This is a genomic window from Streptomyces sp. HUAS MS02, from assembly GCF_055702265.1.
Map to the genome: position 1 here is coordinate 857,246 of NZ_CM146747.1, position 13,595 is coordinate 870,840.

9 protein-coding genes are annotated in these 13,595 nt (G+C 71.1%); 6 read left to right on the forward strand and 3 right to left on the reverse strand.

The genetic code is table 11. From position 1 onward, the window contains the following. Positions 1-51: 51 nt before the first annotated feature. The 6 genes from ACZ9QC_RS03820 (at position 52) to ACZ9QC_RS03845 (ending at position 10,714) form a co-directional block, all read left to right on the forward strand. Entirely contained in the window at positions 52-1,395 is a 1,344-nt protein-coding gene (locus ACZ9QC_RS03820; protein WP_472918816.1) for a ferredoxin reductase family protein, read from the forward strand. A 27-nt stretch (positions 1,396-1,422) separates the two neighbouring features. Continuing rightward, a complete protein-coding gene (locus tag ACZ9QC_RS03825; RefSeq protein WP_472918817.1) occupies positions 1,423-2,148 on the forward strand; it encodes an FMN-binding protein in 726 nt (241 codons plus the stop codon). Between the two features lie 4 nt (positions 2,149-2,152). Then, the gene (locus tag ACZ9QC_RS03830; RefSeq protein ID WP_472918818.1) at positions 2,153-2,872 is read left to right on the forward strand and encodes an FAD:protein FMN transferase; all 720 of its coding nucleotides are present in this window, start codon (positions 2,153-2,155) and stop codon (positions 2,870-2,872) included. A gap of 169 nt (positions 2,873-3,041) precedes the next feature. Continuing rightward, complete coding sequence (locus tag ACZ9QC_RS03835) at positions 3,042-4,001, forward strand: GNAT family N-acetyltransferase (RefSeq protein WP_472918819.1); 960 nt, start codon at positions 3,042-3,044, stop codon at positions 3,999-4,001. 247 nt (positions 4,002-4,248) lie between these two features. Continuing rightward, positions 4,249-9,447 carry a family 43 glycosylhydrolase gene (locus ACZ9QC_RS03840; RefSeq protein WP_472918820.1) on the forward strand — a complete coding sequence of 1,733 codons (5,199 nt, stop codon included), beginning with the start codon at positions 4,249-4,251 and terminating at the stop codon, positions 9,445-9,447. A gap of 256 nt (positions 9,448-9,703) precedes the next feature. Further along, positions 9,704-10,714 (forward strand): LLM class flavin-dependent oxidoreductase, encoded by a 1,011-nt coding sequence (locus tag ACZ9QC_RS03845; RefSeq protein WP_472918821.1) that lies wholly within the window; start codon positions 9,704-9,706, stop codon positions 10,712-10,714. Here the strand turns inward: ACZ9QC_RS03845 and ACZ9QC_RS03850 are convergent. The 3 genes from ACZ9QC_RS03850 to ACZ9QC_RS03860 form a co-directional block, all read right to left on the reverse strand. Then, positions 10,678-11,541: a lysophospholipid acyltransferase family protein gene (locus ACZ9QC_RS03850; RefSeq protein ID WP_472918822.1), complete on the reverse strand. Its 864-nt coding sequence runs from the start codon at positions 11,539-11,541 to the stop codon at positions 10,678-10,680. The two genes, ACZ9QC_RS03845 and ACZ9QC_RS03850, sit on opposite strands and share 37 nt — an antisense overlap. A gap of 4 nt (positions 11,542-11,545) precedes the next feature. Then, a complete protein-coding gene (locus ACZ9QC_RS03855) occupies positions 11,546-12,316 on the reverse strand; it encodes a GNAT family N-acetyltransferase (protein ID WP_472918823.1) in 771 nt (256 codons plus the stop codon). 156 nt (positions 12,317-12,472) lie between these two features. Then, entirely contained in the window at positions 12,473-13,498 is a 1,026-nt protein-coding gene (locus ACZ9QC_RS03860) for a hypothetical protein (RefSeq protein ID WP_472918824.1), read from the reverse strand. Between the last annotated feature and the right edge of the window lie 97 nt (positions 13,499-13,595).

The following is a 13,595-nucleotide window of genomic DNA, read 5'->3' on the forward strand; positions in this document are numbered from 1 at the left end:
AGCAGTCACCGGAGAAGCTCGTATCCCCCACTCGATCAAGGAGCTCTCCCCGTGACCACTGTCGAACACCCCCCAGCGGCGGTCAGCCGCTCGGGAGCGCGCCCCAAAGTGGTCGCCCGCACCGGTCTGTACGCGGTGCTGGCGGCGAACGTCGTCGTGGTGACCTACTTCTTCGTGCAGGCGGGCTTCGCCTCGAACGCCCTGATCGTGCTGGGCCGCCTGGCCGGTCTGTACGGCGCGCTGCTGATGGCCTTCCAACTGGTGCTGGTGGCCCGGCTGCCCTGGTTCGACCGGCGCATCGGCATGGACCGGCTGACCTCCTGGCACCGCTGGACCGGCTTCTCGGTGCTGTGGCTGCTGGTCGCGCACGGGGTGTTCATCACCTTCGGCTACGCCCAGTCCTCGGACCTGGACCCGCTCAGCCAGCTGGTGGACCTCGCCGAGACCGTCGAGGGCGTGCTGCGCTCGATCGTCGCGCTCGGCATCATCATCGTGATCGGCGTGGTCTCGGCCCGCTTCGCCCGCCGCAAACTGGCCTACGAGACCTGGCACTTCATCCACCTGTACACGTACGTCGCGGTGGTGCTGGCCTTCACGCACCAGGTCGCGGCGGGAACGTCGTTCGCGTCGTCGGAGGTCGCGACGGCGTACTGGTACGGGCTCTGGGGCGTGGCCCTGACCTCGGTGTTCGTGGGCCGTCTCGTGCTCCCGCTGTGGCGCAACTGGCGTCACCAGCTCCGCGTCACGGCGGTCGTCCCCGAGGCCGACAACGTCGTCTCGATCTATATGACCGGCCGCGACCTGCACCGCATGCCCGCCCGGGCCGGCCAGTTCTTCCTGTGGCGGTTCCTGACCCGTGACCGCTGGTGGCAGGCCAACCCGTTCTCGCTGTCGGCCGCGCCGGACGGCACCCAGCTGCGGCTCACGGCGAAGGCGGCCGGCGCGGGCTCCGCCGCCCTGCGCCACGTCAAGGTCGGCACCCGCGTCTTCGCCGAGGGCCCCTATGGCGCCTTCACCGCGATGCACCGCACCCGGCCCGAGTCCGTGCTCATCGCCGGGGGTGTCGGTGTCACCCCGATCCGGGCCCTGCTGGAGGAGATCGAGGGGCACGCGGTGGTCATCTACCGGGTCGCCACACGGCAGGACGCGGTCCTCTACGACGAGCTGCAGCAGCTTGCCTTCGACAAGGGCGCCGAGCTGCACCTGGTCTCCGGTCCCGTCAGCCCCGATCTGATGGCCCCGCGCGAGCTGCTGCGGATGGTGCCCGACATCGCCGACCGGGACGTGTTCCTGTGCGGGCCGCCGCCGATGATGAACGCGGTCCTGGGCAGCCTGCGCGAGCTGGACGTGCCCAAGCCCCAGATCCACTTCGAGCGCTTCAGCCTGGCCGGCTGACGGACACCGGGACACGAGGACAGCACTGTGAAACGAGCCATACCCGCCCTGGTCCTGAGCGCCGCCGCGCTGGTGCCCGTCTGGCGTTACGCCCCCTCGACCGAGACGACCACCACGGTGACCGCCGAGCCGGCCCCGTCGGCCTCCGCGTCCGCCGGGGAGGGCTCCGGCGTGGTCACCGGCCCGACCGTCGACACGGAGAAGGGTCCCGTCCAGGTCCAGGCGACCTTCCGGGGCGAGAAGATCACCGCCGTCAAGATGCTCCAGCAGCCGGACCACCCGCAGACCGAGGCCGCCGTACCGGTACTGATCGAGGAGACGCTCCAGGCGCAGAGCGCCGACATCGACACGGTGTCGGGCGCCACGATCACCAGTGACGCCTACCGGGAGTCCCTCCAGGCCGTGATCGACGAGAACGCGAAGTCGGCCTCGTCGTCCGACTCGGCGTCGGGCGACTCGGCTTCGGGCGACTCCGAGGCCACGAAGGAGAGCGCGAGCCGGACCGTCGCGGGCTCGACGATCGGCACCTCCAAGGGCGACGTCCAGGTCCAGGTGACCTTCGAGGGCGAGAAGATCACCGCCGTGGAGATGCTGAAGCAGCCGAACCACCCGCAGACCGAGGCCGCCGTACCGGTACTGATCAAGGAGACCCTGGCGGCGCAGAGCGCCGACATCGACACCGTCTCCGGCGCGACCATCACCAGCGACGGCTACCGGGAGTCCCTCCAGGCAGCCATCGACGCGAGGGCCTGAGCCGGTGCGCCGCGTCGAACACATCATGGGGTTCCCGATCTCGCTGCTGATCGAGGACGAGGGGGCCACCGCCGAGGCGGCTGAGCCGGCGTTCGCCTGGCTCCGCGAGGTCGACGCGCGGTTCAGCCCGTTTCGCGCCGACAGCGAGGTGTCGCGGCTGGACCGGGGCGAGCTGGCACCGTACGAGCTGAGCCCGGACCTGGCCGAGGTCCTCGCCCTCTGCGAGGAGTACCGGGTGGCGACGGGCGGCGCGTTCGACGTACGGCTGCCGGGGCGCGGGCTCGACCCCTGCGCCATGGTGAAGGGCTGGGCCGTGCAGCGGGCGGCGGAGCTGCTGACCGGGCTGGGCGCGAAGCGGCTGTGCCTGAACGCGGGTGGCGACGTGGCGGCGACCGGCGGGCCGTGGCGGGTGGGGGTGCGCCACCCGGAGCGGGCGGACCGCCTCTGTACGGTCCTGTCGGTCACGGACGGCGCGGTCGCCACGTCCGCCCGGTACGAACGCGGCGACCACATCCTCGACGGCCGCACCGGGCGCCCGGCGACGGGCCTGCTCAGCCTCACGGTGGTGGCGCCGACCCTCACCGAGGCCGACGCGACGGCGACGGCGGCGTTCGCGATGGGCGCGGAGGGGATCGAGTGGGCCGCGTCGAGGGGGTGCCAGGTGTTCGCGGTCGATGCCCGCCAACGGGTGTTCCGGACACCGGGGTTGCCCGTGGCCGCGTGAGGGTGCGGGGGTGAGGGGCGCCTGACAGCTGGGGGGTGCGGATAGTTCGGTGGCTGCGGCCGGTACGTGGCTGATCGCGCAGTTCCCCGCGCCCCCAGAAGGGGCGCCCTTCATCCCGCCCGCGGAAATCCCGTTGCGGCCGCGGCCCCGCCCCCCGGACAGTGGCCCCATGACCACGACCCACCCCACCCCCCTCCCACCCGGCCTGACCGTACGCCCGGCCACGCTCGACGACGCCGAGGCCGTGTGCGCGCTACTCAACGAGATCGACCTGCTGGAGATCGGCCGTGCCGAGACCGAACTCGTCGAGGTGCAGGCGGATCTGAAGCATCCGGAGGCGGACCTGGAGCGGGACTCCTGGCTGCTGTTCGAAGGGGACCGCCTGCTGGCGTACGGCCTGCAGTGGGACGAGTCCGGCGGCGAGCGCATCGACATGGACCACTACACGCTGCCGGACCAACCCCTCGGCGCGCTGCACCTGTTCGACCTGATGGAGGCCCGGGCGGCGGAGCGCGCGGCGGCCAACGGCGCGGACCGGGCCGTCGTGCACATGCACCTCAACATCACGCCCACGATGGACCTGGACGCGCTGCGCGGACGCGGCTGGCGCACGGTCCGCCGCTACAACGTCATGGCCCGGCCCCTCTCCCCCGCCGAGCCCCTGCCGACGCCCCCTCCCGGCGTCACCCTGCGCGGCTGTGCCACCGAGGACGACCGCAGGAAGGCGCACCTGCTGCTGCAGACGGCCTTCGCCGACCACTTCGACTTCCAGCCGCGCACGTACGAGCAGTGGCTGGACGACATCGACGCCGAGAACGTCGACTGGTCGCTGCTCTGGATCGCGCACGTCGACGGTCTCGGGGACGTGGCGGCCCTGCGGTCCCGCAACGACCGTTCCGCCGCGGCCTGGATCTCCAGCATCGGCGTCCTGCGCGAGGCCCGCGGCCGCGGTCTCGGCAGTCTGCTGCTCCGGCACGCCTTCGGCAGCTACGCGGCGCTGGGCCGCGACCGCATCGGTCTCGGCGTCGACACCGACAACAGCACTGGAGCCCTCGCCCTGTACGAACGGCACGGTATGCAGCTGGACTTCGCGGTCGACACGTGGGAATTGATACGTCCCGTCCGGTAAGCACGGCCCGCAGAGCCCCCGTTCTCCATCGAGGACGGGGGCTCTCTGTTCGACCTGTCGGACATTGTTCGAAACCTCTTGACGCCTCGCCACACGCCGATTGACACTCTCGCAACACGACGTCACACGGCCGAAACAGCGGGACACCCGGGGCGAGGGTTCCCGCCCTTTCCCGACCCCTTCCACGTGCCATCCCGTTGTCTTCGCCACCCCTTCATCAGCCGTGCTCTCAGCAGGGATACTCCACATGACGTACATCGCACGTCTGCGCGGCCGCGCGAGACGCTGGGCGGGTCCGCTCGCCGGACTGACCGCCGCGTCACTGCTTCTGGGCCTCGCCGGGCCCGCCGCCCCGGCCACCGCGGACGACGCCGACCTCACCGACGGTCTGGCCCTCTGGTACAAGCTCGACGCCACCTCGGGCACCACGGTCACCGACGCCTCCGGCAACGGCCGTGACGGCACGGTGAACGGCACCGCCGGCTGGACGGGCAACGGTCAGGGTCTCGCCTTCAACGGTTCGGACACCTACATCAAGGTGCCGAACGACGTCATGAAGGGCATGAACTCGATCAGCGTCTCCATGGACGTGCTGATGGACGAGTCGCAGTCCGGGCCGTACTTCATCTACGGCTTCGGCAACAGCAGCAACGGCACGGGCAACGGCTACCTCTTCGCCACCGGCAACTCCCTGCGCACCGCCATCGCGTCCGGCAACTGGTCCACCGAGCAGAACACCCGGCCCTCCGACTCGCACAACCTGACCCGTTCGGTGTGGAAGCAGCTCACCTACACCCAGACCGGCACCACGGGTGTGCTGTACGAGGACGGAGTGGAGGTCGGCCGCAACACCTCGGTCACCACCACCCCGGGTTCCATCGGCTCGGGCACGACGACCGCCAACCACATAGGCAAGTCGGTCTACACCGGCGACAAGCTCTTCAAGGGCAGGATCCGTGACTTCCGGGTCTACGACCGGGCCCTCGCCGGCTCCGAGGTCGAGCAACTCTCGCTCCCGATCGCCGCGGAGGGCGTCGCCGCCGACAAGGCCGCCCTCACCCTGGGCGACACCAGCGCGGTGACCGCCGACCTGGACCTGCCGAAGACCGGCACGGCCGGCGGCTCGACCATCACCTGGGCGAGCGACAACACGGACGTGGTCTCGAACTCCGGCGCGGTGACCCGCCCCGCCGCCGGTCAGCCGAACGGCCACGCCACGCTGACGGCGACCCTGAAGAAGGGCCCCGCGAGCGCCACCAAGACCTTCGAGGTCACGGTCCTGCCCGCCTTCGACGACACGACCGCCGTCGAGCAGGCCACCGAGGCGCTGACCGTGCACAACATCGACGACGTCCGCGGGAACCTGACGCTCCCGGCGTCCGGCGACTTCGCCACGACGGTGTCCTGGTCCTCCGCGAACACGGACGTCGTCACCGACGAGGGCGTGGTGAAGCGTCCCGCGCACGGCGACGGCGCCACCACCGTCGAGCTGACCGCGACCGTCACCAAGGGCGACGCGAAGAAGACCCGGTCCTTCACCGCGAAGGTGCCGGAGCTGCCGAAGAAGGAAGCCCTCAAGGGCTATATGTTCAGCTACTTCACCGGCGAGGGCACCTCGGACGGCGAGCAGCTCTACGCGGCCCTCAGCAAGGGCAACGACCCGCTGAAGTGGCGGGAGTTGAACGACGGCAAGCCGGTCCTGACGTCCACGCTGGGCGAGAAGGGTCTGCGCGACCCGTTCATCATCCGCTCCCCCGAGGGCGACAAGTTCTACCAGATCGCCACCGACCTCAAGATCTACGGCAACGGCGACTGGGACGCCTCTCAGCGCACCGGCAGCAAGTCCATCATGGTCTGGGAGTCGACCGACCTGGTGAACTGGACGAACCAGCGCCTGGTGAAGGTCTCCCCCGACTCGGCCGGCAACACCTGGGCCCCGGAGGCCTATTACGACGAGGAGCGCGGCGAGTACGTCGTGTTCTGGGCGTCCAAGCTGTACGACAACGAGGCCCACTCCGGCGACACGTACAACCGCATGATGTACGCGACGACCCGTGACTTCTACACCTTCAGCGAGCCCAAGGTCTGGATCGACCGCGGCTACTCGGTCATCGACTCCACGGTCATCCGGCACGACGGCGAGTACTTCCGCCTCTCCAAGGACGAGCGCAACAACAGCTCCTCCACGCCCAACAGCAAGTTCATCTTCGAGGAGAAGAGCGACACGCTGCGCAACCTCTCCTGGACCGCCGTCGCCGAGGGCATCGGCAAGGGCGAGATGAGCGCCGCCGAGGGCCCGCTGGTGTTCAAGTCGAACACCGAGGAGAAGTGGTACGCGTTCCTGGACGAGTTCGGCGGGCGCGGCTACATCCCCTTCGAGACGACGGACCTGGCCTCCGGCGTCTGGACCCCGTCCACCGGCTACGACCTGCCGTCCAAGCCCCGGCACGGCACCGTCCTCCCGGTCACCCAGGCCGAGTACGACCGGCTGCTGCGGACCTACCAGCCGGACCAGATCATCACCGACGTCGAGGACGTGAAGGTCGAGACGCGCGTCGGTGACGCCCCGGTCCTGCCGGCCACCGTCATCGCCGAGACCGGCGACGGTGTGAAGCGTCCCGTCGCGGTCACCTGGGAGGCCGTGGACGCGTCGCAGTACGCGCAGGCCGGCACCTTCACGGTGAAGGGCGACATCGCCGGCGACTCTGCGATCGAGGTCACCGCCGAGGTCACGGTCTCCGCCGAGGGCCCGGACGTCCCGGCGGATCTGCTCCTGCGCTACGACTTCGACGAGACCGGCGGCAGCATCGCGCGTGACTCCAGCGGCCACGGCTACCACGGCACCTACGTCCGCACGCCCGACTTCGGGACCGGCGTGGACGGCGGCTCGTTCAAGATGTCCGGCGGCAACAGCGGCTCCAGCTCGCCGTACGTCAGGATCCCGAACGGCGTCCTGAAGGACACCACCAGCGTCACCGTCTCCACGTACGTGAAGTGGAAGGGCGGCGACAACTTCCAGTGGCTGTTCGGACTCGGCCCCGACAACAACAAGTACCTGTTCGCCACGCCCTCCAACGGCGGCGGCAAGCTGTTCTCCGCGATCACCAAGGCCACCTGGTCCGGTGAGAAGCAGATGATCGGCGGCTCCCGGCTCACCCCGGGCGAGTGGAAGCACCTCACCGTCACCCTGAACGGCGCCACCGAGACGGCCGTCCTGTACGTGGACGGCGCCGAGGTCGCCCGGGTCGGCGGGGTCACCGTCAAGCCGTCCGACCTGTACGACTCCGCGAAGGACCACTCCGGCTACATCGGCAGGTCCCTGTACTCCCCCGACCCGTACTTCGGCGGCGAGGTCGACGACTTCCGGATCTACAACCGGGCCCTGACACCCGCCGAGGTCCTGGAGCTGGGCGGCAACACCACCGGCATCGCCGCGGTGACCCACCCGGCGCTCAAGACCGACGCGATCATCACCGACCAGGACAGCAAGGTCGTCCTGCCCCTGGCCCCGGGCAGTGATGTCACCGCCCTGGCACCGGAGTTCACCCTGGCCCACGGCGCGAGCGTCAGCCCCGCCTCCGGCACCCTGCGCGACTTCAGCGAGCCGGTGACGTACGAGGTCACGGGCTCGGACGGGAAGAAGCGCACCTGGACCGTGTCGGCGGCGGTCATGAAGAGCCCGGTCCTGCCGGGTCTCAACGCCGACCCGAACATCGTCCGCTTCGGCGACACCTTCTACATCTACCCGACCACCGACGGCTTCGAGGGGTGGAGCGGTACGCAGTTCAAGGCGTACTCCTCCAAGGACCTGGTCAACTGGACCGACCACGGCGTCATCCTGGACCTCGGTCCGGACGTCTCCTGGGCGGACAGCAGGGCCTGGGCGCCGGCCATGGAGGAGAAGAACGGCAAGTACTACTTCTACTTCTGCGCCGACGCGAACATCGGTGTCGCGGTCTCCGACTCGCCCACCGGCCCGTTCAAGGACGCGCTCGGCAAGCCGCTGCTGAAGGCCGGTACCCTTCCCGGCCAGATGATCGACCCGGCGGTCTTCACGGACGACGACGGAACGTCGTACCTCTACTGGGGCAACGGCCGCGCCTATGTGGTCCCGCTGGGCGACGACATGGTCTCCTTCGACGCCTCGAAGGTCACCGACATCACGCCGAGCGGCTACAACGAGGGCACCTTCGTCATCAAGCGCAAGGGCACCTACTACTTCATGTGGTCGGAGAACGACACACGTGACGAGAACTACCGGGTCGCCTACGCCACCGGCTCCTCGCCCACCGGTCCCTGGACCAAGCAGGGCGTGATCCTGGAGAAGGACCTCTCGCTCGGCATCAAGGGCCCCGGCCACCACTCGGTGGTCCACGTCCCGAACACCGACGACTGGTACATCGCCTACCACCGCTTCGCCATCCCCGGCGGTGACGGCACCCACCGCGAAACCACCGTCGACAAGCTGGAGTTCGACGCCGACGGCCTGCTGAAGAAGGTCGTCCCGACCCTGGAGAGCATCGACCCGGTCACCATCGCCCGGGCCGGTGCGGACGCCTCCGGCAAGGAGGGCGCGGGAATCCGGCTGAACGGCACGGTCTCCGGCGCGGGCACCGCCCAGTGGACGATCGGCAACGACGTGCCCTGCGTCTTCGCCGACGCCAGGTCCGCGAAGACGACGATCACCTGCGCGGACAACGGCACGTACGAGGTCACCCTGACCGGCGGCCGCAGCAGCGACACCGCGAAGGTGACCGTCACCAACGCGGCCCCGAGGATCACCTCCGCGGCCGGCCCCAAGTCCCCGGTGGCGGCGGGCAAGGGCACCTCGGTCACGGCGAAGTTCACCGACCCGGGCACCCGCGACACCCACACCTGCAAGGTCGACTGGAAGGACGGCAGCAAGCCCACCGCCGGCAAGATCGCCCTCGGTGTCTGCAAGGCGGAGCACACCTACCGCAAGGCCGGCATCTTCCGCCCGGTGATCACCGTCACCGACGACGACGGAGCCTCGGCGAGCAGCACGCTCCCCGAGCTGATCGTCTACGACCGGGCCGCGGGTTCCGCGACCGGAAAGGGCAGCTTCACCTCGCCGGCCGGCGCCTTCCCGGCGGGCCCGAAGCTGACCGGCACGGCCGGCTTCTCCTTCACCGCCAAGTACGGCAAGAACGCCACCAAGCCGTCCGGGAAGGCCGCGCTCGACTTCGCCAAGGCCAAGCTGAAGTTCCGCTCCACGGGCTCCGACTGGCTGGTCGTCACCGGCTCGAAGGCGGTCCACCAGGGCTCCGGCACGGTCAACGGGAAGACCGGGTACGCCTTCCGGATCACGGCCACGGACGGTCCGGACACCTTCAAGATCAAGATCTGGAAGAAGTCCACGGGGGCGGTCGTCTACGAGAACAAGTCGGCCGCGAAGACGAAGGGGATCACGATCGGCCGCAAGTGACCCCGAGCCCTGACGGCACCTAGACAGAGCCGCGTCCGGTTTCTTCCGGGCGCGGCTCGTTCTTGTGTGGGGGTGTCGGAGGTGCATGGTCGGCTGCGGACCCGGTGGGGCTTCTCGCGCAGTTCCCCGCGCCCCTGTGCAACCCGGGCTCACCCCATGCTCGTGAGGGGCGCGGGGAACTGCGCGACCAGCCACGACGCACCCGCAGCCCGCAACGCCCCGGGAATCCCCCCACCCCCAGAACGTTGAACCCCATATGACCCCGGCCCTCCCCTCCACCTCCTCCACCCGCTTCTCCGTCCTCGACCGCTCCCGCACCCGCGAGAACCACCCCGCCCCCGAGGCCCTGCGGGACACCGTCCGGCTGGCAAAGGACGCGGAACGGCTCGGATTCCACCGCTTCTGGGTGTCGGAACACCACGGCGTCCCCGGCGTGGCCGGCTCCGCCCCCACCGTCCTGGCCGCGGCCGTGGCCGCCGCCACCCGCACCATCCGCGTGGGCACCGGAGGCGTCATGCTCCCCAACCACCGCCCCCTGATCGTCGCGGAGCAGTTCGGTGTCCTCGCGTCCCTGTTCCCGGGCCGGATCGACATGGGCCTCGGCCGCTCCGTCGGCTTCACGGACGGCGTACGCCGCGCCCTCGGCCGGGACAAGGACGACGCGGACGATTTCGCGGGCCAGCTGGAGGAGCTGCTCTCCTGGTTCCGGGGCACCTCCCCGACCGGCGTGCACGCCCGCCCGCCGGAGGGCCTGACCGTCCCCCCGTTCGTGCTCGCGATGGGCGAGGGCGCCGATATCGCCGCGCGGGCGGGTCTGCCGATGGTGATCGGCGACCTCCGCGACCGCGAGCGGATGCGGCGCGGCATCGACCGCTACCGCGCGGGCTTCCGTCCGTCCGCGTGGGCCGAGGAGCCGTACGTCGTCGTCTCGGGCACGATCGCCGTAGCCGCCACGCCGGAGGAGGCGCACCGGATCCTGCTCCCCGAGGCCTGGGCCATGGCCCACTCCCGTACTCATGGCACGTTCCCGCCGCTCGCCCCGGCGGAGGAGGTCGAGCGGCGGACGATGACGGCCAGGGAGCGGGGCTTCTACGAGGCCGGGCTGACCGGTCAGGTGTACGGCACCGAGGAGCAGGTGGCGCACGAACTGGAGTCGTTGATCAAGGAGACGGGCGCCCAGGAGGTCCTGGTCACGACCAGCACGTACGACCGCGCGGCACTGCTGGACTCCTACACCAGGCTGGCCCGGATCGCGGGGCTCGGCTGAGCCGGCCGGCACCCGTCGCGCGCCGCGGGCACGTGCTCGACCATGGCCGCCACGTCGATCACCGCCGTCTGCGCGGCCCCCGCCAGCGCCCGCCGGTCGAGGTGGTCGGCCGGGCGGACGACGGGCCGTACGTCCACCTCGGCGACGACGTCGCGTGCCGTCACCACCCGCCACACGGAGGCGAGCAGCGAGTCGTCCCCGACGTAGGCGGGCGCGGTGCTCGGTCCGCCCCGGGCGAGCCGGTAGCGGACGCGGACCGGTTGCACGGGCACGTCGGCGTCGAGCGCGGCCTGGAACACGGCCCGCCGGAAGCGTCCCTGGGCGCGGCCGCACCAGGTGCTGCCCTCGGGGAAGGCGACGACGGCCGCGCCACCGCGCAGGGCGTCGGCGATACGGGTGACCGTGTCCGGCAGCGCGCGGATGCGGTCCCGTTCGATGAACAGCACCCCGCTGCGTGCCACGAGAGCGCCCGCGACCGGCCACGCCCGTATGTCCGCCTTGGCGAGCATCCGCGCCGGGCGTACCGCGCCGAGCAGTGGTACGTCCAGCCAGGAGACGTGGTTGGCGACGAGGAGCAGTCCGCCGGTGGGCGGGGCGGTGCCGGAGATCCGTACCCGCACCCCCGAGGCCCGCACGACCCACCGGGACCATCGCCGTACGGCCCCGGCCGGGGGCCGCAGGCCGACCAGGCTCACCAGCACCCCGACGAGGACCAGGGCCACGACCGCCGCGAACCGGACGGAGGCCCGGGGCACGGCGGCGCGGGACGTCCTCGTCTCCACGCAGGCCCTGGGGGTGCAGGGCGCGCTCGGCAGCCAGACGCTCATCGGGTCACGCCGCCGGGACGAGGGAGAGGAAGTGGCGCAGGTAGCGGGCGTCGACCCGGCGCATCGACAGCAGCACATAGAGGTCGGCGACGCCGAAGTCCGGGTCGTGCGCGGGCTCACCGCAGACCCAGGCGCCCAGCCGCAGATAGCCGCGCAGCAGCGGCGGCAGCTCGGTGCGGCCTTGCGGGGCCTCGCCCTCGGGGACCCAGGGCAGCAGCGGCCGTACCCGGTACTCCTCCGGCGCGAGGTTCCTGGTCCGCACCCGGTCCCAGGTGCCCGCCGCGAGCGCCCCGCCGTCGCCGAGGGGGACGGAGCAGCAGCCGGCCAGCCACTCGTGGTCGCCCTGGACCATGTAGCGGGCGATCCCGGCCCAGATCAGGCTGATCACGGCGCCGTCGCGGTGGTCGGGGTGGACGCAGGAGCGGCCGACCTCCACCAGCGAGGGGCGGATCGCGTCGAGCCCGCCGAGGTCGAACTCGCCCTCCGAGTACAGCCGTCCGGCGACGGCGGCCCGCTCGGGCGGCAGCAGCCGGTAGGTGCCGACAACCTGTCCGGTGAGGGTGTCCCGGACGAGCAGGTGGTCGCAGTAGGCGTCGAAGGGGTCGACGTCCAGTCCCGGCTGCGGCGACGCCAGCAAGGCGCCCATCTCCCCGGCGAACACCTCGTGCCGCAGCCGCTGCGCGGCGCGGACGTCCTCCTCGCTGCGGGCCAGGGTGACGATGTAGCGGGTGGGGGTGGCCGACTGGGGCGGGCTGTCGAGTGTGGAGGCGGTCATGGCATCTCCCGGTCACGGGCCGACTCGGCGGCGTCAGAGGCGAACCTGGGGACGTGCGGTCCGCCGCCCCAGTTCTTCCGACACCGGCTGACACGCGCGTGTCCGGTCGCGGGAGCCCGGATGTGCGCTTGCTGAACGGAACGGTCCCGGTGGACGTCACCTGGCCGGGGCGCAACCCGCGAGCCACGCGCGGGTTTCATCGGCGTCGAGGACCCGCTCCAGGACGAGTTCGCCCGTCATCCGGGGGAAGAACCGCCCGGCGGGCCAGGTCCGCTCGTACGGCGGTGGATCGAGCACCAGCAGCCGTACTCCGTCGACGACGGGGATGTCGCTGGGGGTGCCCTCGTTCCACACCCACTCTCCGCCGGGTGTGACGAGGTTGAAGGCCCCGGTCGTCGGTACCTGGCCGGGCGCGTCCCGGCAGACGGCGACCTCCCGCTCGGACGGCGCCCGCCCGTCGACGTGCCCACCGCCGACGAGCACCCCGGCGAGCAGGGTGTGGAGCTGGAAGTTGTCCCCGATGCCGCTCATCCGCATCGCGTACCCGGTGCCGGTGGGCCGGTGCAGCACCACCAGCGGCTCGTCGTCGAGCACGAGCAGGGCGTACGCGAGGCACTTGAAGTCGTGCCCGGACGCCTCCTCCACGGTCCGCAGCGCCCGGAACACCCGAGCGCGGGTCTCGGCGCCGAGGCCGGTCCGTACGGCGCGACGGTTGAGCAGGGCGACGGACGCCATCTCCCAGCGCGGGAGCAGCCACCAGCCGAGGGCCGCCTCCATGCCGACCCGTTCGACGATCGAGGGGTCGGGGTCCCCGTGGTCGGGTTCGGGGAAGTCACCGCCGCCGGTGGCCGCCCAGCGCTCGCAGAACTCCCCCGCTGCGCCGAGCGCCCAGTCGAGCCCGTGGAAGATCGCCGGCGCGCAGTCGGCCGGGTCGGCGCCCCGTTCGACGCAGGCGCCGATCACGATGGCCACCATGGTGTCGGGCCCGGCGGGCAGCTCCGGCAGCAACGCGACCAGCCGGGGCGCCGCCTGGGCGATCTCGTGCTCCGCCGCGCCCTCGAACCGCCGGTGCATCTCCTGGTACGCGCGCTGGATCCGGGCGCCGTCGCGCTCCCGCACAGCGGCGTCGAAGCCGGCGACGGCCTCCAGGAACCGCTGCCTCCCCCTCCGCCCGAACATCATGAGCGCAGCCTACCTACACAGAAAATCCAGACGGGGCCGGGACTGAGCACCACTCCCGACCCCGCCCGTCCGCACGATTCGGCGAACGTTCAGCGCC

Coding starts and splice junctions, on each gene's coding strand:
- ACZ9QC_RS03835 (WP_472918819.1), top strand. CDS start 3,042: ATGACCACGACCCACCCCACCCCCCTCCCACCCGGCCTGACCGTACGC.
- ACZ9QC_RS03840 (WP_472918820.1), top strand. CDS start 4,249: ATGACGTACATCGCACGTCTGCGCGGCCGCGCGAGACGCTGGGCGGGT.
- ACZ9QC_RS03845 (WP_472918821.1), top strand. CDS start 9,704: ATGACCCCGGCCCTCCCCTCCACCTCCTCCACCCGCTTCTCCGTCCTC.
- ACZ9QC_RS03850 (WP_472918822.1), bottom strand. CDS start 11,541: ATGAGCGTCTGGCTGCCGAGCGCGCCCTGCACCCCCAGGGCCTGCGTG.
- ACZ9QC_RS03855 (WP_472918823.1), bottom strand. CDS start 12,316: ATGACCGCCTCCACACTCGACAGCCCGCCCCAGTCGGCCACCCCCACC.
- ACZ9QC_RS03860 (WP_472918824.1), bottom strand. CDS start 13,498: ATGATGTTCGGGCGGAGGGGGAGGCAGCGGTTCCTGGAGGCCGTCGCC.